Annotated in this window: 18 protein-coding genes; 8 read left to right on the top strand and 10 right to left on the bottom strand. The window is 54.8% G+C overall.

What is annotated here, in order from left to right:
- Nucleotides 1-35: 35 nt before the first annotated feature.
- Together gorA and LCF41_RS21560 are read right to left on the bottom strand one after the other, a co-directional pair.
- Nucleotides 36-1,388, bottom strand: coding sequence for a glutathione-disulfide reductase (gene gorA / locus LCF41_RS21555; RefSeq protein WP_225086277.1), 1,353 nt, complete (start codon nucleotides 1,386-1,388; stop codon nucleotides 36-38).
- A 128-nt stretch (nucleotides 1,389-1,516) separates the two neighbouring features.
- Nucleotides 1,517-2,359 (bottom strand): 23S rRNA (adenine(2030)-N(6))-methyltransferase RlmJ, encoded by an 843-nt coding sequence (locus tag LCF41_RS21560; RefSeq protein WP_225086278.1) that lies wholly within the window; start codon nucleotides 2,357-2,359, stop codon nucleotides 1,517-1,519.
- Between the two features lie 242 nt (nucleotides 2,360-2,601).
- On the opposite strand from LCF41_RS21560, the gene LCF41_RS21565 reads away from it, so the two are divergent.
- The gene (locus LCF41_RS21565; protein ID WP_225086279.1) at nucleotides 2,602-3,306 is read left to right on the top strand and encodes a DUF1266 domain-containing protein; all 705 of its coding nucleotides are present in this window, start codon (nucleotides 2,602-2,604) and stop codon (nucleotides 3,304-3,306) included.
- On the top strand, nucleotides 3,306-6,020 hold the full coding sequence (locus LCF41_RS21570) for a J domain-containing protein (protein WP_225086280.1): 2,715 nt from the start codon (nucleotides 3,306-3,308) through the stop codon (nucleotides 6,018-6,020). The genes LCF41_RS21565 and LCF41_RS21570 overlap by 1 nt, the downstream gene beginning before the upstream one ends.
- 40 nt (nucleotides 6,021-6,060) lie before the next feature.
- On the opposite strand, the gene LCF41_RS21575 is transcribed toward LCF41_RS21570, so the two are convergent.
- The gene (locus tag LCF41_RS21575) at nucleotides 6,061-7,752 is read right to left on the bottom strand and encodes a molecular chaperone HscC (RefSeq protein WP_225086281.1); all 1,692 of its coding nucleotides are present in this window, start codon (nucleotides 7,750-7,752) and stop codon (nucleotides 6,061-6,063) included.
- A gap of 256 nt (nucleotides 7,753-8,008) precedes the next feature.
- Here LCF41_RS21575 and LCF41_RS21580 point away from each other — a divergent pair, with 256 nt between their 5' ends.
- Both LCF41_RS21580 and LCF41_RS21585 read left to right on the top strand, forming a co-directional pair.
- Nucleotides 8,009-8,434, top strand: a complete 426-nt coding sequence (locus LCF41_RS21580) for a hypothetical protein (protein WP_225086282.1) — start codon at nucleotides 8,009-8,011, stop codon at nucleotides 8,432-8,434.
- 98 nt (nucleotides 8,435-8,532) lie between these two features.
- Nucleotides 8,533-9,027 carry a hypothetical protein gene (locus LCF41_RS21585; RefSeq protein WP_225086283.1) on the top strand — a complete coding sequence of 165 codons (495 nt, stop codon included), beginning with the start codon at nucleotides 8,533-8,535 and terminating at the stop codon, nucleotides 9,025-9,027.
- 375 nt (nucleotides 9,028-9,402) lie between these two features.
- Here the strand turns inward: LCF41_RS21585 and LCF41_RS21590 are convergent.
- Nucleotides 9,403-10,916 (bottom strand): IS3 family transposase gene (locus tag LCF41_RS21590; protein ID WP_431191549.1). Its coding sequence is split into 2 segments (ribosomal slippage): nucleotides 9,403-10,466 and nucleotides 10,466-10,916, totalling 1,515 coding nucleotides; the frame shifts between segments, so codons are not numbered across the junction.
- A 32-nt stretch (nucleotides 10,917-10,948) separates the two neighbouring features.
- Here LCF41_RS21590 and LCF41_RS21595 point away from each other — a divergent pair.
- Nucleotides 10,949-11,248 carry a DUF2623 family protein gene (locus tag LCF41_RS21595; RefSeq protein ID WP_225086285.1) on the top strand — a complete coding sequence of 100 codons (300 nt, stop codon included), beginning with the start codon at nucleotides 10,949-10,951 and terminating at the stop codon, nucleotides 11,246-11,248.
- Here LCF41_RS21595 and LCF41_RS21600 read toward each other — a convergent pair.
- The 4 genes from LCF41_RS21600 to LCF41_RS21615 form a co-directional block, all read right to left on the bottom strand.
- Entirely contained in the window at nucleotides 11,245-12,066 is an 822-nt protein-coding gene (locus tag LCF41_RS21600) for an energy transducer TonB (protein ID WP_225086286.1), read from the bottom strand. The genes LCF41_RS21595 and LCF41_RS21600 overlap by 4 nt on opposite strands.
- A gap of 200 nt (nucleotides 12,067-12,266) precedes the next feature.
- On the bottom strand, nucleotides 12,267-13,256 hold the full coding sequence (locus tag LCF41_RS21605) for a FecR domain-containing protein (protein ID WP_225086287.1): 990 nt from the start codon (nucleotides 13,254-13,256) through the stop codon (nucleotides 12,267-12,269).
- Nucleotides 13,253-13,765 (bottom strand): sigma-70 family RNA polymerase sigma factor, encoded by a 513-nt coding sequence (locus LCF41_RS21610; RefSeq protein WP_225086288.1) that lies wholly within the window; start codon nucleotides 13,763-13,765, stop codon nucleotides 13,253-13,255. The genes LCF41_RS21605 and LCF41_RS21610 overlap by 4 nt, the downstream gene beginning before the upstream one ends.
- 180 nt (nucleotides 13,766-13,945) lie before the next feature.
- Entirely contained in the window at nucleotides 13,946-16,495 is a 2,550-nt protein-coding gene (locus LCF41_RS21615) for a TonB-dependent receptor (protein WP_225086289.1), read from the bottom strand.
- A 358-nt stretch (nucleotides 16,496-16,853) separates the two neighbouring features.
- On the opposite strand from LCF41_RS21615, the gene prlC reads away from it, so the two are divergent.
- From prlC to LCF41_RS21630, 3 genes are all read left to right on the top strand, one after another.
- Nucleotides 16,854-18,896, top strand: a complete 2,043-nt coding sequence (prlC, locus tag LCF41_RS21620) for an oligopeptidase A (RefSeq protein WP_225086290.1) — start codon at nucleotides 16,854-16,856, stop codon at nucleotides 18,894-18,896.
- Nucleotides 18,893-19,639 carry a 16S rRNA (guanine(1516)-N(2))-methyltransferase RsmJ gene (rsmJ, locus tag LCF41_RS21625; RefSeq protein ID WP_225086291.1) on the top strand — a complete coding sequence of 249 codons (747 nt, stop codon included), beginning with the start codon at nucleotides 18,893-18,895 and terminating at the stop codon, nucleotides 19,637-19,639. Before prlC ends, rsmJ begins: the two co-directional genes overlap by 4 nt.
- A 152-nt stretch (nucleotides 19,640-19,791) precedes the next feature.
- Nucleotides 19,792-21,687: a bifunctional metallophosphatase/5'-nucleotidase gene (locus tag LCF41_RS21630; protein ID WP_225086292.1), complete on the top strand. Its 1,896-nt coding sequence runs from the start codon at nucleotides 19,792-19,794 to the stop codon at nucleotides 21,685-21,687.
- A gap of 188 nt (nucleotides 21,688-21,875) precedes the next feature.
- On the opposite strand, the gene LCF41_RS21635 is transcribed toward LCF41_RS21630, so the two are convergent.
- Together LCF41_RS21635 and gdhA are read right to left on the bottom strand one after the other, a co-directional pair.
- Entirely contained in the window at nucleotides 21,876-23,189 is a 1,314-nt protein-coding gene (locus tag LCF41_RS21635) for an NAD(P)/FAD-dependent oxidoreductase (protein ID WP_225086293.1), read from the bottom strand.
- A gap of 346 nt (nucleotides 23,190-23,535) precedes the next feature.
- Nucleotides 23,536-24,879, bottom strand: a complete 1,344-nt coding sequence (gene gdhA, locus LCF41_RS21640; RefSeq protein ID WP_203470588.1) for an NADP-specific glutamate dehydrogenase — start codon at nucleotides 24,877-24,879, stop codon at nucleotides 23,536-23,538.
- Between the last annotated feature and the right edge of the window lie 77 nt (nucleotides 24,880-24,956).

Here is a 24,956-nt window from a genome sequence, read left to right on the forward strand (position 1 = left end):
TTCAGAAAAGCAGTAAGGCTAACTTTCCTACACCATCACCGCATCGTCACAAACTCTTCCGATGCCGTTGGGTGGATGGCGACGGTGTTGTCGAAGTCTTTCTTGGTCGCGCCCATTTTGACGGCGACCGCAAAACCTTGCAGCATTTCGTCCATACCAAAACCGATGCCGTGGATGCCGACGATTTTTTCCTCTTTACCCACACAAACCAGCTTCATGCGGCACGGCTGGCGGTGCTGCGTAACGGCGGTGTACATCGCGGTGAAGGCAGATTTATACACTTTCACCTGATCGTCGCCGTACTGCTCACGCGCCTGCGGTTCGGTCAGCCCGACCGTGCCAATCGGCGGGTGGCTGAAGACGACGGTCGGGATATTGCTGTAATCCAGATGCTCGTCCGGCTTGTTATTAAACAGACGTTCGGACAAACGACGCCCTGCGGCGACAGCAACCGGCGTTAGCTCGACGGCACCGGTGTTATCACCTACGGCATAAATGCCAGGAACGTTGGTGTTCTGGAATTTATCGACGTTGATGTAGCCTTTGTCGTTCAGCTCTACACCGGTGACGCTCAGGTTCAGGTTATCCGTCGCGGGTTCGCGACCAATCGCCCAAATCAGGCAATCGACGGTGTGTGACTGACCGTTTTCCAGTTCCAGCGTCAGGCTGCCATCCGCATTCTTCACAATCGCTTTCGGGATCGATTCGGTATGCAGCGTCGGTCCTTCTGTGTTCATCACTTCCACCAGCGTATCGACAATCAGCGGATCAAAGCTGCGCAGCGGCGCGTGCTTACGCACAAACAGGTGGGTTTCAGAACCCAGTCCGTTCAGCACGCCAGCAATCTCTACCGCGATATAGCCTGCGCCAACAATGGCAGTACGCTTCGGCAACGCATCCAGCTCAAAGAAACCGTCGGAATCGATACCGTACTCCGCGCCAGGAATGTCAGGGTGAACCGGACGACCGCCCGTCGCGATCAGGATATGGTCAGCCGTAATTTTTTCACCATTCACTTCCACCGTGTGCGCATCGACAAAGCGGGCAAAACCGTGGATGACATCGACCTTATTCTTACCCAGTACGTTGTCGTAAGACTGGTGGATGCGATCGATGTAGGCGCTACGGTTCTTGACCAACGTGCCCCAGTTAAACTGGTTCACCGTGGTGTCAAACCCGTAATCCGGCCCGTACTGATGGATCGCTTCGGCAATCTGCGCCGCATGCCACATCACTTTCTTCGGCACGCAGCCGACGTTGACGCAGGTGCCGCCCAGATATTTTGCTTCGATCAACGCACATTTTTGTCCATACATCGCCGCGCGGTTGATAGACGCAATACCGCCGCTGCCGCCGCCAATAGCAAGGTAGTCATAGTGTTTGGTCATCAGTGTATCCATGCTTAAGTGAATAAAATTTGCCTAGAGTGTAACGCCAGAGCCATACGCCTCATAAAGGTTATGCCTATGGTTGCGATAGGAAAAACTGACCGTGTTTCCCACCACCGCCATGCGCATTACTCCGGTACGATTTGCTCCACCAGCGTATGTCCGGTGCCTTCCGGTACCAGCACGCTATGCAGCCACGGCAGCACGCTCTTCATCTGCGCTGCCAGCTTCCACGGCGGGTTAATCACAATCATGCCCGACGCCGTCATACCGTAGCGATCGCTGTCCGGCAGCACCGCCAGCTCAATTTGCAGGATATTGCGAATACCCGTGGCTTCCAGCTCTTTCAGCATACGTTTGATGTGCTGACGCAGCACCACCGGATACCACAGCGCAAACACGCCGGTAGCAAAACGCTTATGCCCTTCCTGAATGCCTTTCACCACGGCCTGATAGTCCGTTTTCAACTCATACGGCGGGTCGATCAGCATGAAACCGCGGCGGGAAAGCGGCGGCAACTGGGATTTCAACTGCTGGTAGCCATCGTCACGCAGCACTTTGGCGCGCGAATCTTTCTGAAACTCATTGCGCAGCAGCGGGAAATCGCTGGGGTGCAGCTCGGTCAAATGGAGTTTGTCCTGCTCGCGCAGCAGCTGGCGCGCAATCAGCGGGGAACCGGGGTAATAGCGCAACTGGCCATTGTGGTTATAGGTATGCACGGCCTGCATGTAAGGTTCGAGTTCAGCCGGAATATCGTCACGCTGCCAGATTTTCGCGATACCATCCAGATACTCGCCTGTGCGCTCGGCATGTTCACCGCTAAGTTGATAGCGACCGGCACCCGCGTGGGTATCCAGATACAGGAAAGGTTTCTCTTTCTCTTTCAGGGCAGTGATGATCAGGCTCTGAACGGTGTGTTTCAGCACGTCGGCGTGATTGCCGGCATGGAAACTGTGGCGGTAACTTAACATGCTTGCTTTCCGGTGAAGTTTTCATAAATAACGTCGATTAGCTGACAGTATAACCGCCTGCGGCGGAAAATATCCCACCAAACGCTTCCCCCTGCGAACCGCCCCGCAAACCCGCCATTTTTATCTTATTAAATCAGTAAATTGTGAAACATGGCCGTTTTTCATTCGATTGAAAGCTACCGATATTCAGGCACATAAAGTACGATCGCACGCTAACCATGATGGAATTGGACGTTATTCTGATGGAACCTGAATATCAGCGCTGGCTGATGGCGCTTTCCGCCCCGATGGTCGCACTCAATATCAAGTACGGTGCCCGCTTCTGCGAGCCGACCTTTTATGAGCCCGGTGAACCCATCAGTCTGAGCAACAGCTGGGGCATCACCTCCCGCGAAGGCCTGATCTCAATGATTAACGATATGACAGACGGCGGCCACGCCGAGCGTCTGGCGAATGACTATCACCTTTGGCACCACCTGACGGCATTCGAATGGCAGCAGCATTGTGCCAATCAATCGGAAGAAGCGCAGGGTTCGCTCGCGCTGGTGGCAGAAACGGCGGCACTGTGCGGTGAAGGCGGGATCCGTGCCTGGGATCTGGGTCGCATGAGTTTTCTGAGCCGCGTCGGATTACTCAACGGCTGGATTAGCGAAAAAGAGAACCTGTGGATTCACACCCGGCTGGCCGACAGGGCGCGTTACTATTACCGCAGTTGGGAGAATTATTACGCCGCGTTCTTAATCGGCCGCACCTACTGGCTTTCCTCGGATGAGGAAGACCCGGAATGCCAGCGCTACATTTTCAGCAACGCTAGCCAGAATCCCGACTACATTGACCAAATCGGCACGCTCTATACCCACCCGGACTGCCCGATTCATGACCTCGACTGGGATGTTGATCCGATAGAAATGGATAAGCCCGAGTCCTTACCAGAAGCGGAAATATAATGGACACACAATGCTGGCAGCGATTAGGCATTGAGCCGACGCAGGATCTGGATGTTATCCGTCAGGCTTATCGTCAAAAAATACCGCAGTTTCATCCGGAAACCGACCCTGAGGGCTTTAAGCAGCTACGCGAGGCGTACGATACCGCCTGCAAGCTGGCGAAGAATCCCATACCGTCGGGTGATGAAGAACGTGCCACCGCCGAATCACACGACGCCTCTCCAGCCGCCGAGCATGCCGATCCCGAGGCAGATACGCTGGTCGCGGCATTTGATCGGCTCTTAAACAATCCAGCCGAGCGCTTCGTCCCCCTGTATTGGGAACGCTACATTCAGTTGCTGAATCAGCATGCTTTTGAGGTGATCGATCGCATTCGCTGGCCGCTGCTTCAGCGCCTGATGCACGAATCTTGTCTCTCCACCCGCTGTGTCCGCACGCTGGCAGAACGCCTGCGCTGGAAGCAACGGCAGGGAGAACTGTCAGGCGATGGCGTCGACGATGTTCGTCACTTCCTCGACTCGCTCGACTACAACGATCTCTTCGATTTTTCCCTGTTGTCGCACCTGAGTCTACCCGCACAGCTGGAAACCAGCTTCTATTTCCAGCAGGCTAACGGAACGTACTGGAATCGTCCGGCGTTTATGCAGGGCACGTTACTACGCAATCCGAGCGCGATTTATTGGCCTGATAGCCCGGCACTGATGCAAAAACTCGCGCGCTGGCACAGCCACGCAGGCGTCCCTAACGCCATACTGCGTGATTACTGCCTGCAACAGTTAGACGCCGCCCCGCACGATGCGGAATGGCTCGCGCTCAGTGCCACGCTGTGTTCACTTACCGGCAATGACGAGCAAGCCTTCACGCTATGGCTGACGCTTTATCAGCACACGCACCATGCACAGGCGGAGCAATGGCTGATCGACTGGTGTAAACAACATCAGCCGAATACGCTTCCTTTATTGATTCAGTCGTTCAACACTACGCCAGCGCCAGATTTAACGGGATTAGCGCTAGACGATCCACGTCAGCGTTTCTTCACGTCGCAGCACAACACCCAGATGCTGATACGCTGGGGAGAAGCGCTTAAGCTGCCGCTGTCGCCTATGGCGGAAAGTTACGCTCTGTGGAAGCTGGGAAAACAGGATCTCCAGAACCTCTATCAGCACCTGCTGCTGCATAGCGGGGACACGATTGAAGATCGGCTGTATTGGCACGCCAGCATGTTAACCGTGGGGAATGAGCGCCTGTTGCAGGACATCCTGGCGCAGCCGTTGCCTGACGAGCCACTGTATGCGTTGATCTTACAAGGATTGCAGTTTCAGGCGACACAGCGTTTATCCTGGCTGGAAACCTCCGGCGCGATTCATGCTTTCACGGAGTGGCTGTATTCGCCGTCAGAAGAGGCGTTGCCCAGCGCGTTCACCAACCAGAAATCCTCCGCCTGGCTGCAAGCGCAAACCTGGCTGCGGCAATGGCGTCCGCTGTCACTGAGTCAGTTGAACAAGCTGTATAATAGCGGCATACATACGGAGGAAATCGACCCGATCAATGATTGTCTGGTCGAGCTGTCCGCACGCTACGCGTGCGATGCGTCTCTGGTGCCGCAAGGAGTGGAGAAGCCGCAAGATCTCAGCGCCAGAGACGAGCTGAGACAGGCGATGCTGATCGCCTTAATGATGACCGATCCAACGTCTTGTCTGGGTTTACCGCGCCAGTCAGTGCTGCCAGAGCTGACGTTAACCCACCCTGCGCACTCACTCTCCCGACTCTTCCGCAAGGCGGAATGCCGCAATGGCGATGCAGTGACCCCCTTTAAAAGACAGCTCGATCTCACCGACCCACTGCACTATCACTGCTGGATGAATTTCCCCGTTTCTATCGAAGAGTATCTCAGCAACGGTGAGATTTACAGCGAGTCTGCGGCGAGCCATTTTTATCTTACCGATGAACATTGGCAGGCGGAGCTGGCGAAATCGCCGATTATCTACCAGATTTTTTTCCACGCGTTTTACGCTCTTGTGGGAGAAGAAGGGCAGGCTGAGCAGCACCTTGAACAGTTGGCCGCGATTCCTGTGGAAATGGAACAGGAAGACGCGATCCGCACCGCCTTTACCGAAGGGTCGGACGAACTGGAAAAACAGCTAAAACAGTTCTCCGATGACAAACGGGTCACCCTCATCGGCAAGCTGATTCAGAGCTGTGCAAATGATGACTCATTCTTGTTCGATAACAGCGATCAGGGTTTTTTAGCCGAGCATGTGTCCTACCCACACGAAGACGTCACGCTGAGGTTGGTCGCAAAAATCCTGCTGCAATGCGCCGATCGGCGCGAACGCCTGTTCAAAGCATCACAGGCTAAAAAGAGCTACTGGTGGCAGTTCTGGCGCACGAACGCTCGCATTGGCCGTCTCGGTTTTCTAATGCAGGGCGGGTTGGGAAGTTATTTTCTCTATCGCGCGAGCGACTGGATCGGGTCGCCGCCGCCGTATATTGAAGGGCTGTTGATGGTGCTCATCGTGCTCAATCTGCTGATTGCGGCACGTCGACGCTATAACGATATCGGTTCCAGTACGCCGTGGGTGATGAGTGTCTTTAGCATCCTGATACCAATATTTCTGTTGCTCCCCCTGTTGGCACCAAGCATTAACCGCTGGAACCAATTCGGCGCGCCACCAACGGGTAAGAAAACCGACGCCACGAGCACATCAACCTAACGAAAATAATTTGGGCGGCACAGCACGTGCCGCCTAAACGTCAACGAGAGACCTCATCCAGATACTGCTCAATACGCTGCCGTGTTTCGTCAATGGCTGGTGCATATTGCCCCGCCAGCACCTGTTCAAAATCGCGCAGCCAGAAGCCGATCTGCTCCCGCTCTTCCAGACGCGTCTGCGCCCAGGCTTTTTCCAGCCGAGCCAGCAGATTACGGTTCACCAGATTATCTCTGGGGTGAATCTTCAGCGCTTGTAGTTTCTGATGACTTTTCTGCTGTTGCTCGGCACTCAACCCCGTCGGACTGCGATCGATCACTTTCGTAAAATTATCGCCGCTGTCCGGCAAGTTAACATCCACTTCCAGCAGCCCATTGATGTCATAGCTGAAACGCACCTCAACAGATTGCTTATACGATTTCGCTTTTATCGGCATAGTGAATTCATCGATAAACACGTTGTTATCGACGTAAGGGCTTTCCCCCTGATAGATCGCGATGCAGATGTTGTCTTGTCCGGGTGACCCCGTGGAAAACGTCTCTACCCGCGAGGTCGGCACCACCGTGTTGCGCTCCAGTATTGGGGAAAACAGGCCATTTTGCTTATCGTTGGCGGTCTTAATCCCGAGGGTGTACGGGCAAACATCCGTCAGGATCACTTCGTCAATATCCTGCTCGCGTAGCCGACAGGCGGCCTGCACCGCCGCCCCTTTGGCGACAACGGTATCTGCGTCCAGATGCTGATAGGGCAATTTGCCAAAGAGTCTGACCACCAGCTTCTGGATAATCGACATCTTCGATGCGCCGCCGACCAGTACCACATGGTCTAACTGCTCAGGCTTCAAGCGAGCATCGTGCAACGCCTGCTCTATCGGCGCACGAATGCGGTTCATCAGCGGCAGCCAGGCCGCTTCGATTTCTTCATCATCCAGCACAATGCGCCAGTCTTCCTCACGCCAGTGCCACACGAGTTCATTTGACGAGGAAGGAAAACCGGGCTGACATTTCAGCGCTTCCGCATGACTGTAAAGGCGTGCCAGATCCGTTGCGGGAATCGCCGAATCCTCAAGTTTCCACGCTTTCAGACAGGTTTTCACCATCGCCTGCGTGAAATCTTCTCCACCCAGATAGTTGTCGCCCGCCGAGCTATGTACCTCGATCAGCGGAAACGCATATTCCAGCACGCTGACGTCGAAAGTGCCGCCGCCTAAGTCGAAGACCAGCGTACGTCCCAGTTCCTGCGTGTGTAAGCCATAGGCCATCGAGGCTGCGGTGGGTTCATTGATTAAGCGAACCGCATTCAGCTCTGCCAGTTCCGCTGCAAAACGCGTCTGCTTACGCTGTTCATCGCTGAAATAGGCTGGCACGGAGATCACCACGTCCTTGATGGGGTGCCCAAGGTAACTTTCCGCATCAGCTTTGAGTGATTTCAACACCATGGCCGACAGTTCGGCGGGAGAGAACGTTTTATCCCCGAGCCGGAAGGTTTTCTTGCTCCCCATGTAGCGCTTAAAGAGCGACGCCGACACCTGCGGGTGCGTCGTCAAACGGGAAATTGCAGGTTTGCCGACCAGAATACTGCCGTCGTCATCAATGCTGACGGCCGAGGGAGTAAAGCTGTCATTCAACGCATTCGGTATCAGGCGTGCCTCGCCATTTTGCCAAACGCTAATCAGGCTGTTTGTCGTGCCCAGATCGATACCAATTGCCGGAGAAGCGTCTTGCGGGTGCATCATGCTGTTATTCCTTGTTAACCATTCCGTATTCCCAGAGTGCCCATCAGGCGCGGCCCCCTCGCCCATTCAGGAGGCAGGGCGATAGTATATAGAGGTTTGGAGTTCACTCGATCGAAAAACCACGTTACCTGAAACTTGAAGACGCTGGAGGCTGACAATTCTTTTTTGATGTTATCACAAAAAAAACAATTTACATCTTATCATTAAGAATGGAAAATATAAGACAAATTTAAAAAAAGAACAAAAGGATAATAACATGTTATTTGCGAAAATATCCCTCGAAAAGAATCTCCTACGTGAGATTCTTGATCGTGCTGATGAGCATGGCACTGAGATAGATGAGGTCATTTTATCCGCCCTACGAAAAGAATTTTTAGACCTGAAAATCATAGAGTTAAGTGATATTGAAGTTAATAATGCCATCTCCGACATGATGAATTTTGCTTTCGGAAATATAAAACCTAGCCAGAACTTCAAAGTTAATGAGTTGTATTTAAAGACATTTGGTGCCCAGTGGACCAAATTAAGTCCATCAACCAGGAAATCTCTGGGTCGAAGATTCCGTTCTGCCGTTCGTAAGCACTGGGCAGATGCCGAGAATGGGGATCTTGTTATTGATTTTCAAGGTAAAAATATCAATAACGCGGCTTTCTACACAGTAGCTCATAAGGGAGACCTATAGCATCCAGCATGTTGGATGCTTGCTTTCGCTTGGGTGAACTACCTGTGCTAGGTACATGCGGGGATAAACATTCCCTTCATTTCTTTCCGAGGGTTTTTATGGCAATTGGTGATGATGCGCTAAGAGATGCGATCCGTTTCTACACACAGTGGGTGGATGGTATCATCAGTTCTGCTCAGCAAGTGCCTAATGATGAATGGCGTGCTCCTCTCTTCACTTATATACTGACAAAGCGCCAGTTGAATCAGCTCAACGTGATATGTAAAAAGGAAGGTTGGCCACGCCAGACTTGCCCGGGGATTACGATTTATCCCCAACAAATCAAACATATAATCACATCACGAGCAAAAGACGGACTTAACTGGATCCAAGTGGCGGATATCCTTTCTGCGTCATTCTGCACTCGTAGTGAAGTGGCGATGAATAAGGATCGGAATATGCAGGGCGTAATTCTTAACGCTAATGAGAGGTTGTCGACGATACCAGCTCAGAAATACTTCGGGATGGCGATTTTGCAGGTCTCTGAAAATGATTTGGCCCCAGTAACTGCGTATCACGCAACTGAGGCCAAAATTAAAGCAATCAAAAAATGATGCTGTAACAGCCGGAGGTACGCCACCCTGAACGACTCTCCACAATTAAATGTGAATAAATCCCATGTTCAGCGTTCTCCTCATCGGTCCACCTTATGGTGGTCTGCATGGCGTCGGCGTTTTTCCATGCGTCAGCTGTTACATTATCTATTCTATCGTGATTGACGGTTACGTCAAGTGACCTGTAATTAGATGACTCTGGGACCATGATCCCAGTGAAGGTCGATTAGTTACGAGGGGTGGTGGAAAAAGCGGTAAAACCTTCAATCGGAGCACTTGTCCTTAACCCAGACAACCCTATCCCAGGGTTAATGAACGCAGATTGCCCGATTTTCGCACCGGTAAGTGTCAAGATAGTTGGCACCCCCGGTTGATTTAGGCTGCCTGTTTTTCCCGTTCTGGATTCAGCATTACCTTCCCTACCTGATGCCAGTTCCGTGTTCTGCCAGACCAGCGTTCAGGCCGTTGCGATTTTGCCTTTTTGTACACCTCATCCCGATTTTTCAGCAACACACCGTCTTCTCCACGATGTCGCTGACCCGGCGTCACATACCTGATGCCGCTATGTCTGTGCGTTTCGTTATACCACTGCGTAAAATCTTCTACCCATTCACGTGCCTCATCCAATGTATCGAACCCCGATGACGGCCACTGCGGGATATATTTCAGTGTCCTGAACAGCGACTCCACATACGCGTTGTCGTTACTGACTCCTGGGCGGCTGTGAGATGGCCTTATTGCCAGCTCATGTAGCTTCATTTGCAACGTCTGTGACTTCATCGCCGCACCATTGTCCGCATGCAGTACCGGCGGGGATTGCCAGCATCCTTCCCGGAGGACCGTGCGTTGTATCAGGGCTGCCGCCTGCTCACCACTTTCAGTTTCATGCACTTCATATCCCACGATTTTTCGGCTGTAGAGGTCTTCCACCAGATACAGGTAAAACCAGCGCTCCTTTACGGTTGACGGAACCCATGTAATGTCCCATGTCCACACCTCATTCGGCCCGCTGGCCTGCCAACTCGTAGCCGGGGTGACCTTCTGAGCCGCCCGTTGTCGTCCCCGGCGATGCACCTCTCCATGACGACGCAGTACCCGGTAAAAGGTTGACTCGCTTGCCAGATAAATCCCCTTATCCGCCAACGCCGGTACGATTTGTGACGGGGGAAGGCTGGCGTAGTCTGGCTGATGGCACATTGCCAGTATCTGTTGCTCTTCCTGCTCACTTAACTGGTTCGCCGGGGAGGGTCTGGCCGCGCTGACGCGCCTGTCCTCCCACGACGTTTGCCAGCGTCGCCACGTCCGTTCACTTAACCCCACTTCCGTCAGCGCTATTGACAGCCGGGCTCCTGACGCCATCGCTTCCCGCACATAACCGATAAGTGCCTGCCGCTCTGTTCCGGGCGTCAGTCGTCCTCGTCGGTTTCCCCGTAAAAATCCCGCAACTGCTTTCGCAGCACCAGTATCGCTGCCGCCTCCGCCAGCGCCTTTTCCTTACGAACCAGTTCGCGTTTTAGTTGTTTAACTTCTTTCTGGCTTTGTTTGAGCGCTGCTTTGTCATTGGGCGAAGACACCTGCAAAAAGCCTTGTTTCCACTGACTAATCTGTTCCGGGTAAAGCCCTTTTTTACGGCAGTATTGCGCGAGTTCTGTTTCGCTGAGTGTGGCTGTTTCGATAATCACAGCCAGCCGGGCTTCGGCTGACCATTGGTCTGTAGTTCTGTCTGCACCCGGCACCGGTATTCCCTCTGCTTTCGCCTTGTTACGCCAGTAATAGAGAGTAGCTTCCGATATCCCTTCCATCTGTGCAACTGCGGTGACGGTCATGTTGTAGGGCGGTAGCAATTTAGCCAGTGCGGCTGATTTACGTTCTGGTGAAATTCGTTTCACGCTCTGTTCCCATCTTGTCATTAGTATTTTCGATGGGGGTGACAACTATCCTGACAGAGGGCGTCCTCGCCGGGCTGAAAGCCGCCAGTCCAAAATCTACCAACGACATCCACCCTTACTGCTACGATTATCAGCGCGGCTATATCTGTGGCTATGCTCACAATCTGGCGGAAACCAAAGGCGATCGTCAGCAGGCCGCCTTTGAGGCAGGGTTGTTGTCACGCCGCTACGGGCTGGAACGAGAGAGAGTCGCTGAGTTCTTTACCGAACAAGGCAACCCTTATGCAATTCGATTTTTTTATGCAGGCTATGATGCCCACATCGCTCGCTAGCGGGTGGTTTCCCGTAAATCAAAGCTAATGGGGATCGTGATGGTAAGCTGCGCGTTATCCCCAATCACCTCAGCTGGTGGCGCCGGAAGCGGCTGCGCGCGCTGTGGTAAGGCGACAGACTCCTTATCCAGCGGCATCACCCCGCTGCTGCTGGCTAACGAGACAGCCAGCACATTTCCGGTTCGATCTAACGTCACGCGAATCTGAGCAACGCCCTGCAATCGCTGGCGCGCCGCCTGCGCAGGGTAACGCTTATAGCGGCTCAGGTGTGCCAGCAGCTTACTGCTCCAGTCCGCCACGCCTTTACGCATTTGCGCGGCATCGCTGTTATAGGGTGCGGCGACTTGCTGACTGCTGCCCGGCAGCGGTGCGCTGGTCACGGGAGCTGGAGGTTTTTCCGACGGTGCAATCTCTTCCTGCGGCGTCGTCTCCTGTACCGGCTTCTCCCTTTTTTTCTGTACTTTTTTCTGCGGCTGCGGCTTTTCCTTTTGCGCCGTGGCAATCACTGGCTTGGGTGCAGGCGCCAGTGGTGGCACATCCTGCGTCATTTTCTCCGGTTCGGCTGACGCCTCTTGCGGCGTAGACAGCGTCTGCTGCGGGCCGACAGGCGCATCCTGGGGGCTGGGCGTGGACTGCACGCTATCCGCCACCATTAACATCATGGCGGGCGGCGGTGCTTCAATGGAGGAATCAAGCGCATGGTAGCTAATCCAGACAATCAGCCCGGCGTGTAGCGCCAACGCCAACAGCGAACCGCTCCCCCAACGAACCGTCGTGGCGGGCCGAATCGTATTGTATTTCAGCGTCTGTGCAGCCATTAGCCTACCGCCCCGCGCCGTGGAGACAGGGGAAACAGGCTCAATGAATGGGGTTCCTGGGAGATCATCATGCGTTCTTCATCACATCGTTAGGCATAAAAAAGCAACTGATAATGGTAGGTCGCTTAACCATGAGGATCGGGCAGAAAAAAAGTGAAAACAGCATAAATAGTAATGTTATTAGATTTTGACAGGATATTTTATCGCGCAGTAATCTGAACCCAGTAACGAGAGAAATAACGCACCTGTACCGGAAGCGCTTCCACCAGCGCGGCTAAAATATTATCGGTATCCGACAGCGGGAAGACGCCGGAAAACCGCAGGCTCTCCACCTCCGGCTGGCAGCGAATCACGCCGCTGCGGTAACGGCTCAGTTCATCAACAAAATCCACCAGACGCTGATTATCCGCCAGCAGTTGCCCTTTCACCCATGCAGGCTCAGCCTTCACCGTCTCTATCTGGCCGCAGCGTTGCGTAGTGAACGTCGCGATCTGTCCGCGTTTTACCACTTGACCATCCTGGCCGTTCCGCTGCGGATGCAGTCTCACCGCACCGTCATACACCGCCACCTGCGTATGCTCATCCTGTACGCGCAGGCTGAAGCGCGTACCTAGCGCCTGCACCTTTCCCTGTGCCGTCGTCACAATGAAAGGGCGCGGATACAACGCGGCCTTCTCTGTCTGACCGGTTTCGATCATGACTTCACCACGAATCAGCGTGAGCTGGCGTAGATCGTCGCCGTAGGCCACATTCAGCGCCGTCTGCGTATTCAGTAGCAGCGTCGTGCCATCGTCCAATACCGCATGGCGCTGTTCACCGACCTGCGTCTGGTAATCCGCCGTCAGCGACTGCCAGAGGTCGGTGCGCGATCCCGCCACGCCAGCGCTCCCCGTCAGACAGAGAACGGCCAGCGCTTTGAGCACGCTGCGGCGCTGCATACCATTAAGCGTCGACAGGCTCTGATGGGCAGCCCGCGCGTTAAGCTGACCCAAATTGGCACACACGGATTCAATATGCTGCCACGCCTGTTCGTTATCCGGCGAGGCTTCCCGCCAACGCTGCCACTCGCGACGTTCCTGTTCCGTCACGCTGTCGGACATCAGTTGCGTCAGCCACGCCACCGCTTCACGCGCGCTGTCTGGCTGAATCGGCTGCCCCTGTCTGTCACGATAAAAAGTGCGATCGTTCATAGCGGCAGCGCAAAGAAACACTGGAGGTTGGCACGTTGCAGATACTGTTTCACCGAACTGCTGGAAACCCTTAGACGTTCGGCAATCTCGCTGTAGCGCATGCCGTAGAGATGCGCCAGCAGAAACGCTTCCCTGACCGGTGCGGGCAGGCCGTCCAATGCGGTATCAAGCTGTTCAAGAATTTCGAGGGTAAGCAGACGTGTTTCCGGGGATGGCATAGAGGTATCCGGCTGCATACTCAGCGCTTCCAGATAGGCATCTTCAATCTTTTTACGACGATAATGATTGGCGACTAAACGGCGGGCAACGGTGGCCAGAAACGGGCGCGGCTGGCGAATCGTGAGCAGTTCCGGGCTCATCAGCACGCTAAGGAACGTGTCCTGTGCCAAGTCTTCCGCGTGCTGGGCACAGTCCAATTTATGGCGCAACCAGTTATACAACCAGCGGTGGTGATCGAAATAGAGCTGCTGAGCAAAGTCATTAACGCTGGCCGTCGCTTTCCTCACCATCGAACGTTACTCCAGAGCGCCATTTAAATATAAGAATGATAATCGTTCTTATTTATGTTTTTTCACTCTGACTGTCAAGTTCCGAAACGGAAATTATTCAAATTTGCTGAATTTGCATTACGCCCCTGCAACATCCCTTCGCGAACGGGGCGGACAGGATATCTGCCCCGCGTACCGCGACTAGAAGCGTTGTAACACGCTGATTTTTACATTGCGCCCTACGCCGGACACGGATTCGCCCAGATACGGGTAGTAATCGGTATTCAGCAGGTTATCGACCGTCACCCGTGCCTCAAATCCTTTTATCGCCTGCGGCTGCCAGCTCGCGAACAGGCCATGCAGCACATATCCCTTACTCTTCGGTAACGCCCAAATATCGGCCAGTGGATCGCCATCGGCAGGCGAACGATCCTGCTTACGCACAAAGTCTCCCGTCCAGCCTACCGCCATATCCAGGCTCGGAATTTTGGTGCCCAGCGTAGCGTGTGCTGTGGTTGGCGGGATTTCGGCAATCCAGGTTTTATTGCCCCACGGATTACGTGGTGACGCATCGCGCTCGCCACGAATCGAGGAGAAGGACAGGCTGCCAAACAGCCAGCGGCTGTCGTAGAAGGATTCAATTTCGACCCCTTCAATGGTATAGCCCGGCAGATTACGGTAGTTAGAGAGCGGCTGCCCACAAGATGATGACGTACCGCTCTGCGTTTGCGCTTCACACAAGATACCGCGACGGTAGAAAATTTCGTTTTTACCGCGGTTACGGAACAGCGTCGTGCGGATTTGCAGACTGTCCTCTTCCAGCATCAGGTTATTGAAGTCCAGAATCGCGCCCAGACGAAATGCTTTGATGCTTTCCACTTGCAGATTACGGCTGGTTCCCGGCACGCTGGACGCCGCAGATTGCACTTCATATTGCTCATCGACGACAGGCGCGCGCCAGGTACGGCTGGCATCGGCAAACAGAGAGAGGTTATCCGTCGCTTTCCACAACGCCCCAATACGCGGTGACCAGCCAGTATAAGTCACGCTACTGTAGTCATGCCCTGCGGCTGGAATACTGCTGTTATAACGTGGCGCAAAGTTAGGTTTCCCCGTGTTCGTCACATGGTCATAGCGCACACCTGGCGTAATTGTCACGCTGCCCAGCGTCACCGCATCCTGTACATACAGGCTACGGGTTTCCTGTTCCCCAGCCGGCATATAGTAAGGCTGGAAATAGCCGTAGTTATACTCGGCGTTATTCTTACCAGATGGATAGTAGATCAGCGTGTCGCGCTTATGTTGATGCCAGCGCATACCCACCAGCAGCTTATGATCGAGCGGGCCGGTAGTGAACAGACTTTCATTACTGACATCCGCAAGCTGATCCTTGTAGCTCACCCAGCTTTCGTTCCCCAACGATCCCAGATAGCTACTCTGTGAAGCTGAATCAGGACGCCGGTCATGCTGTTCGGTTTTTGAGGTAGCAAATGACGCCGTCAGATTCAGCCACGGCTGATCCTCTGGCGCAATGTTCCATTTCAGCGAGTAGTTTTTATCGACCTGATCGCGATAAACCAGCTTGCGCCGCCAGGCCTCTTCCCAACCGTAGCGATCGATTTCCGCCTGCGTGGGGGACGCCATATCGTCACGCTTCGCGGCAAACGGCTGCCAGCCGTCAGATTCGGAGCGCATGGCTGAGAGCGTCAGCGTCTGAGCATCCGTCAGGTAGATGTTGGTCTTCAGTAAGTAGGACGCCATGTCGCTGGTGGAGTAGACAAAGCGCGTGCCATCAGGGCGTTCAATATTGTCGCCATCGCGCTTGCTCATGTAGAGCAGGCCATCTGCCATCCCCTCTTCCGTGCGGCCATACAGCGCGCCGCTGTAGATATTTTGCCGATCGTTAGTGTGATAGCTGTATTTGACCATCCCACCGAAATTTTCTCCCGGCAGCAGCAGATCGCTGGCGTCTTTGGTATCAACATGGATGGTGCCGCCGAAGCCGCCGTTGCCGCTGCGAATATCATGCGGCCCTTTATCGACGTCTATACGCTTAATCAGCTCCGGTTCAATAAACACCGAACCCTGACGGTATTTCTCAAAGCCTTTCGGCGCGCCATCCAACACGACTTTGACGTCTTCCATGTCGCCCATACCCCAGATGTTCAGGCTCTGCCCCCCTGGACGGGGAGATCCCGCCATCGACACGCCGGGGAGTTTATCAAGCAGGCTAGCAATATTATCAGCCTGCACGCGATCAACATCGGCCTGACGCAACACGGAACGCCCAGCGGCGGCGCTGTCCGAAGTGCCGCCAACAACCGACAGCGTCGGGATCATCAGGCTGCCGTCGCTTCCCTCGGCGGCAAGCGCGGATTCAAGCCGATATCCTGTGGCCGTCTGTACCGCACTCAGCCCCGTTCCCGCCAGCGCGGCCGCGAAAGCCTCCTGAACGGTATAGGTTCCCTGCACGCTCCCGCTGGTTTTATTCTGCGTTTGATCGGGAGAAAACGTGAGAATGACATTGGCGCGGCTGGCAACAGCCTGTAGCGTGGCTCCTAGCGGCCCTGCCGGTATGGAGAACGTCACTGTTGGGGCCACCGCCTTGGCGGCCGTTTCCGCCGCCAAGGCCGAACTGACCGTTCCGGCACTCAATATCAACACGCCAGACAGTGCCAAATGGACTGCCCGCGCCAGCGCCAAGGCAGGTTTATGCGCGATGCACCCGTCATCATAATTGTTTATCGCCATTGTCATTCCCCTGAAATATTGAAAAAAAAGACACATCAGGTAGGTCACGCGAAAAACAAAATCGGGCAGGAAAAGTACAAAAATTTTCAGGAAAACCTCTTCAACGCGACGTGAGCAGCCGTGTTCAGGCACTCAATGGAGCTCCTCCACGACCGCAAAACGCACCTTCGGCCACGAACGGCAACCCCTCCACCATTGATTTTCACGGCGCTTGACCCCATCTTAGTCAGTAATCCGCAGTAGATATCCGCCTTGCCGTATTTTTTTCTTCAACGGATTGCCCGCAGTAGCCAGTCTGGAACGGCAAGATGAAGACGCGATCGGCAACGAGATCACCCACAATTATCAGGACGGCCCCATGACGAATCCATTACTGACCTCATTTACCCTGCCCCCGTTCTCCAGCATCAAGACGGAAGATATTGTCCCTGCGGTGCAATCCGCATTGGATGAATGCCGCAAGACGGTAGAACGCGTGGTGGCGCAAGCGGGGCCGTTTACCTGGGATAATCTGTGCCAGCCGCTGGCAGACAGCGACGATCGCCTTGGCCGCATCTTCTCCCCTGTCAGCCACCTGAACGCCGTGAAGAACAGCCCGGAGCTGCGCGGCGCTTACGAACAGTGTTTACCACTGCTGTCCGAGCACAGCACCTGGGTCGGCCAACATGCTGGCCTGTATCAGGCTTACCGCAGCCTGCGCGACGGCGAACATTACGCTACGCTGAGCGTGGCGCAGAAGAAATCCGTGGATAACGCGCTGCGCGATTTTGAACTGTCAGGTATCGGCCTGTCGCCGGAAAAACAGAAACGCTACGGCGAAATTTCCGCTCGCTTGTCCGAGCTCGGCTCGCAGTACAGCAATAACGTGCTGGATGCCACCATGGGCTGGAGCAAGCTGATTACCGACGTCACCGAGCTGGATGGCATGCCGGAAAGCGCGCTGGCAGCGGCCAAAGCGCAGGCCGAAGCCAAAGAACAGGATGGCTGGCTGCTGACGCTGGATATCCCGAGCTACCTGCCGGTGATGACCTACTGTACCAATCAGGCGCTGCGTGAAGAGATGTACCGCGCCTACGGCACCCGCGCGTCCGATCAGGGGCCGAACGCAGGTAAATGGGACAACAGCGAGGTGATGGCGGAAGAGCTGGCGCTGCGTCACGAGCTGGCACAACTGCTGGGCTTCGATAGCTATGCGCACAAGTCACTGGCGACCAAAATGGCGGAAAACCCGCAGCAGGTACTCGATTTCCTGACCGATCTGGCGAAACGCGCCCGTCCACAGGCTGAAGAAGAACTCGCGCAGCTGCGCGCCTTCGCCAAAGAACACTACGGTGTGGATGAATTACAGGCCTGGGATATCACCTACTACAGCGAGCAGCAAAAGCAGCACCTGTATTCCATCAGCGATGAACAGCTTCGTCCGTACTTCCCGGAAAACCGCGCGGTGAACGGCCTGTTTGAAGTCGTTAAGCGCATCTATGGCATCACAGCCAAAGAGCGTAAAGACGTGGATGTCTGGCATCCGGATGTCCGTTTCTTCGACCTGTTCGATGAAAGTGGTGAACTGCGCGGCAGTTTCTACCTCGATCTGTACGCCCGCGAACACAAACGCGGCGGTGCCTGGATGGACGACTGCGCGGGTAAACTGCGTAAGGGCAACGGCGAACTGCAAAAACCGGTCGCCTATCTGGTCTGCAACTTCAACCGCCCAGTCAACGGTAAACCAGCCCTGTTCACGCACGACGAAGTCACTACGTTGTTCCACGAATTCGGTCACGGCCTGCACCACATGCTGACCCAGATCGATACCGCCGGTGTCGCGGGTATCAACGGCGTACCGTGGGATGCGGTCGAACTGCCGAGTCAGTTCATGGAAAACTGGTGCTGGGAACCGGAAGCACTGGCCTTTATCTCCGGTCACCACGAAACCGGCGAACCGCTGCCGCAGGAGCTGCTGGATAAAATGCTGGAGGCGAAGAACTATCAAGCCGCACTGTTCATTCTGCGTCAGTTGGAATTCGGCCTGTTCGATTTCCGTCTGCACGCCGAGTTTGACCCCGCGAAAGGCGCACAGATTCTGCCGACGCTGGCCGAAATCAAAGCGCAGGTGGCCGTGGTGCCAAGCCCAAGCTGGGGCCGCTTCCCGCATGCGTTCAGCCACATCTTTGCGGGTGGCTATGCCGCAGGCTACTACAGCTATCTGTGGGCCGACGTGCTGGCGGCGGATGCTTACTCTCGCTTCGAGGAAGAAGGCATCTTCAACCGTGAAACCGGCCAGTCGTTCCTGGATAACATCCTGACCCGCGGCGGTTCCGAAGAGCCAATGGAGCTGTTCAAACGTTTCCGTGGCCGCGAACCGCAGTTGGATGCCATGCTCGCGCATTACGGCATCAAAGGATGAGCATCTGCTTAATCGCAGAAGAAGGCGCCGACAGTGGCGCCTTATCTTCTCTGGCCGCACGCTGGGGGCTGGTTTCCGATCCCGATGCGGTGATGGCGCTGGTGCTGACTGCGGAGCGTCTGGAATTGCGCAAGCAGGATGAGCCGAAGCTCGGTGCTATCTTCGTCGATTTCGTTGCAGGAACCATGGCGCATCGTCGTCGCTTTGGCGGCGGACGCGGCGAAGCCGTCGCTAAAGCCGTGGGGATCAAAAAAGATTACCTGCCGGATGTCGTGGATGCGACGGCCGGGCTGGGACGCGATGCCTTTGTACTGGCAGCACTAGGCTGTCGGGTACGTATGGTGGAACGCAATCCGGTGGTTGCAGCACTGCTGGACGACGGGTTGCAGCGTGGCTATCGGGACGCAGAAATTGGCTCTTGGCTACAAGAGCGGCTGACGCTACTGCACGCGTCGAGTATGACGGCACTGCGCGATATCACGCCGCCGCCGGATGTGGTTTATCTCGATCCGATGTTCCCGCATAAACAAAAGAGCGCGCTGGTGAAGAAGGAAATGCGGGTATTTCAGTCGCTGGTTGGCGCAGATGATGATGCCGATGCGCTGCTGGCACCCGCGCGCGCGCTGGCGAAAAAACGCGTCGTGGTGAAGCGGCCGGACTATGCGCCACCGCTGGCTGGCGTACCGGCACAATCCATGCTGGAAACCAAAAGCCACCGTTTTGATTTCTATCTTCCCGCCTGAAAAATTTCGTCGCCGCGACGCTAAGCGTATCGGCGATGAAAAACTTAGCCTGCTTCGCATTTCCTACGCTGCTTTTGCAAAGTCTGTGGCACTAATGAGAAGCAAATCGCATAATTCCGCGCTATCACCTTTTATGACACTAAGATGACATAATGAAAAAAACACTTTTGTCACTTCTGCTTTGTTTGAGTACCTCTGCTATGGCCGTTCAGGAACCGGTAAATATTACGATTCTGGGGACATCTGATCTGCACGGCACGTTCGTTCCCTGGGATTACGCCACCGATACTGCCAACATGGCAGGCAGCCTGAGTCAGATCGCGACACAGGTACAGAAGGTTCGCGCACAGCAGCCTAACGTGATTCTGGTTGATGCGGGCGATACGATTCAGGGCAACTTTGTCGAAACCTTCAAAAATGACAAAACCAGCCCGATGATCCTCGGTTTTAACGCCCTGAACTATGACGTCTGGGTGCTGGGCAACCATGAGTTCGATTTCGGCCTGAATGTGCTCTCCACCTCGCTTGACCAGTTCAACGGCACCGCGCTGGCGGGCAACATTTTTTGGGAGAGCGGTAAACCTTACTTACCTGCCTACAAAATTGTCGAACGACAGGGCGTGAAGATTGGCATCATCGGCATGGATACGCCGATGACCGCGGAGTTCGCCAAAGGCACAGACCGCGTGAAAGGGCTGAACTTCACCGATCCTGTCGGGGCGGTAAAAACCGTTATTCAGCAAATCCACGATAAGGTTGACGCTATCGTGTTGGTCGCCCATATGGGCATCGATAACGAGAACCAACGGCCGGGGACGGGCGTAGGTGACATTGCCCGAGGGAACCCTGAATTAGCCGCCATCGTCGCGGGTCATATGCACGTAAAAGTAGATAAAGAGGTGATAAATGGCGTGATTGTCACCGAACCAGACAAATACGGCCGCGCACTGTCGCGCATCGATTTGCAGTTTGAACAACAGAACGGCAAATACGTACTGATCAATAAGGACAGCTATACCTATTCGATTAAGGACGTGGATTCTGACCGCAAGATGGAAGACATCTACGAGCCTTATCACAATACCCTGCGCGCCAACGCCAACCGTCCGATTGCGCAGCTCCTCGGACACGATCTGGTGCCGCAAGATGCCGTGAAAGGCATTCCTCAGGTACACGTGCAGGACACGGGTATCAGCGCCCTGTTTCAGGAAGCCAGCCGTCACTACGCCCCTAAAGCGCAGGTTATCGCGCTGCAAATTGATAACGATCGGCCCAAGATGAACGTCGGCACCATCTCCGCCAAGGACATTGCCTTTAACTATCAATACGCTGGCGGCGAGATTACGGTTTATCAGCTCACCGGAAAAGCACTGAAGAAATACATGGAATGGTCAGCGGATTACTTCAATCAGCTACAGGACGGCGATGTGACTTACAGCTTTAATCCGCAACGCCGCGCGTCCAAGTATTCCACCAACGATTTCTTCGACGGCGTGACGTACACCATCGACCTGACGAAACCCGCCGGGCAGCGCATTACCGACCTGAAGATGAATAACGGCACGCCTGTTACCGACGACATGCCGATTCGTCTGGGCATGAACAGCTACCGCATGGGCCACCTGACGCAGAAAGGCGGTGTGCTGGAAGGCATGCAATTCCCGGTGCTGTCGGATACCAAAGTGGAATATGGCGAAGAGGCAGGCACGATTCGTAACCTAACCATCCGCTATCTGACCGAGGTGAAAAAAGGCCAATACGAGGGCACGGTGCCGCAGCGCTGGAAGCTGGCAGGATTGCAGGGCTATGAGCGCGAACGCCGTATCGTCGAATCGCTGCTCAACAGCGGAAAAATCAGCGTACCGACCTCAGACGACGGCCGCTACAGCAACGTGCAATCCATCAACGTGAAAACGCTGCTGCTGCCGGATGCCGCACAGCGGGAGAAACGCGTGGCGGAACTGACGCAACAGCGCGACAGCGCCACCAACGCGTTGACCAAACAGCGGCTGAACGATCAACTGACCATTATCGCGGCCATTAACTAACCGACACCTTGCGGGAATCTGGGTAGTAGACAAAGTGCAGCGGTAATAATGGATAGATCGTAAAGACGCTGCAAGTACCTCCCTGTAAGCTCGAGCCGCGCCATCCTTGGCGCGGACGCTTTACTCTTCTATTCCATTATCACCGTTTTCACTCTACGAAGAGGTTTTCCAACGATCAGCAAACACTGCTATCTCTCGCTGCGGGCTTTCCAGCGCTCGCTCGTCAGATAGCCGTTCACGCCCACATCCAGGAAAGGGCGTGGCGGCAGGTAGTTCGCCTGTCCGAGCGATTGCATATCGCTAATCAGCGGGTTGTCCTCGCCCAACGCCAGATCCGCCAGAATATGTCCGGCGGCGGTTTGCTTCGACAGCCCCGCTCCGTTACAGCCTGCGGACGCGTACACATTGTCGCTGAGCTGCCCCCAAATTGGCGCACCGTTACGCGTTACGCTAATCAAGCCTGACCAGGTATGCGCCATCTTCACATCACTCAACTGCGGGAACATCCGGGCAAAAATAGCCGCGTGACGACGCGCGTGGCGTCCGGTTTCTACCGCGCTATTGACCAGCTCCGGGGCAAATTTTACATGTTCCCGAATCAGGAAACGATGGTCGCGCGTATAGCGTAACGTCGCGCTGGCCAACGCATTAACTGGCGTCACGCCCCAGTCTGGCATATCGCCAATCCGTGCTAGCTGTTCCGCATTCAGCGGTTCCGTCAGCGTCGCGAAGGTCGCAACGGCAAACACCCGACCATTGAACAGCGGCAGACCGCGTGCCGCGCCGTTAATCGCCATCATCAGTTTATCTGCCTGAATCTCGCCATAGGGCGTTTCCACGCGAATGCGCGATCCGGTCTCGATATTCAACGCAGGGGAATGGGCATAAACCGTCACGTTCTTCGGCAGGTTCGCCACCAGACCGACCACCAGCGCCGCCGGGTTTAGCAGAATGCAATTCGGGGTATACACGGCACGATGATAGAAAGACGTGCCGAGGCGGCGAGCCAGTTCGTCTTTTTCCACCACCTGATAGGGTTCATCCAGATCGTCCAATTCACGCACATAGGTATCGATCAGGCCGTTAAACGTCGAACTGACCGCGCAGTGATATTTCCCCGCCACGCTCCAGTCGCACGCGATAGCATGGCGATCCACCTTCTCTTTCAAGCGTGCCACGCCGGACTGCAACAGACGACGATAAGCGGCCGCTTTTTCCAGCTCCGCCGTCGAGCTACCGATGTTGTGCGGTAAATCGATCACAAAACCGGAGTTACGCCCAGAGGCATTGTCGCCAATCTCTCCTGCATCCAGCAGGATAATGTGTTTATCCGGACGCTGCTCAGCCAGACGCTGCGCAAAGGCAATTCCCGCGTAGCCTGCGCCGATCACCAGCCAGTCCGCCGTTGCTTTTCCGCGCTGCTGCGGGTAATTCGGTTTATCGATAAAATCTGCCGACCAGCCATTACGATTCTGATCGAAAGGAAGATGTTTGATTTTCACAATGGTGTAAGCCTTGAAAAGAACGGGTTGTATCGGAAGGCAGGAACAGAATACCGACGATACGCAATGCTGATTAAGATAAAGAAAGGCGGGAAGCAGTGTCCAGCAAGAAATGTCGCTAAAACTGAGAGAAATAAGTGAAAAGGTAAAACACCTGCGAATAGTCCATCGCGCGGGAGTATCGGATAGATCGTAAAGACGCTGTAAACATCCCTGTGCGCTCGGCTTGCGCCATCCCTGGCGCAAACGCTTTACTCTTCTATTCCGTTACTCCCGTTTTCGTTCTGCAAATAGGTCTTCCAACGGTCTAAGCACCTGCAAATACAGGCACCAGAGGAATCATCCGTTACACCACGCCCTGCGCCAGCATCGCGTCGGCCACTTTTACAAAGCCCGCCACGTTGGCACCGCGCACGTAGTTAGTCTGGCTGTTTTCACCGCCGTACTGCACACACGCATTGTGAATATCCAGCATGATGTGGTGCAGACGCGCATCCACCTTCTCTGCTTTCCAGCCCAAACGTGCCGCGTTCTGCGCCATTTCCAGCCCGGATGTCGCCACGCCGCCAGCGTTAGCCGCTTTGCCCGGCGCAAATAGCACGCCAGCATCCAGGAACGCGTCGGTGGCTGGGATCGTGGTTGGCATGTTAGCGCCTTCTGCCACAGCTTTCACACCGTTAGCAATCAGCGTCTGCGCCGCTGGCAGATCCAGCTCATTCTGCGTGGCGCACGGCAGCGCGATATCTACCGGTACTTCCCACGGCGTTTTGCCTGCAAGGTAAGTCAGCTTCGCTTCACGCGCATAATCTTCCACACGGCCATAGCGTTTGTTTTTGATCTCTTCCAGCAGCGCCAGTTTCTCTGGGGTAAACCCGTTTTCATCCACTACCGTGCCGTTAGAATCCGATGCCGTGACCACACGCGCACCCAGTTCCATCGCTTTTTCAATCGCATACTGCGCCACATTACCGGAACCGGACACGGCAACACGCATACCTTCAAAGCCCAGACCGTGGCGTTTCAGCATCGCTTCCGTGAAGTAGATCAGGCCGTAGCCCGTTGCTTCAGGACGAATCAGACTGCCGCCGAACGACAGCCCTTTACCGGTAAAGACGCACGCGGTGTTGTTGGTCAGCTTCTTCATCATGCCGGTCATGAAACCGACTTCGCGGCCACCTACGCCAATGTCGCCCGCCGGAACGTCCGTATCCGCACCCAGATGACGATACAGTTCCGTCATCAACGCCTGACAGAAACGCATGATTTCACCCTGGCTTTTCCCTTTCGGGTTAAAGTCCGAACCGCCTTTACCACCGCCCATTGGCAGCGTCGTCAGCGCATTCTTGAACGTCTGCTCGAACCCGAGGAATTTCAGAATCGACAGGTTAACGGACGGGTGGAAACGCATGCCGCCTTTGTATGGCCCGATCGCGGAGCTGAACTGGACACGCCAAGCGCGGTTCACCTGTACCTGACCTTTATCGTCCGTCCACGCCACGCGAAACTGAATCACTCGTTCCGGTTCTACCAATCGCTCCAGCAGGCTGTAATCCGCATAGTGAGGGTTCTGCTCCAGAAAAGGCCACAGAGTGGAAAGCACTTCATTAACGGCCTGTAGAAATTCAGGCTGATGCGGATCGCGTTGTTGAACAGAATCAAGAAAACTCGCCAGAGATACGATTTGTGCCATGAACAGCTCCTGATTGAACGAATAAGCTCCCTTCTGCTTCTTTATTTTTAGACACGCAGAAGCTTGTGGGATCGGTG

This window comes from Pectobacterium colocasium (genome assembly GCF_020181655.1).
Lineage (GTDB): Bacteria > Pseudomonadota > Gammaproteobacteria > Enterobacterales > Enterobacteriaceae > Pectobacterium > Pectobacterium colocasium.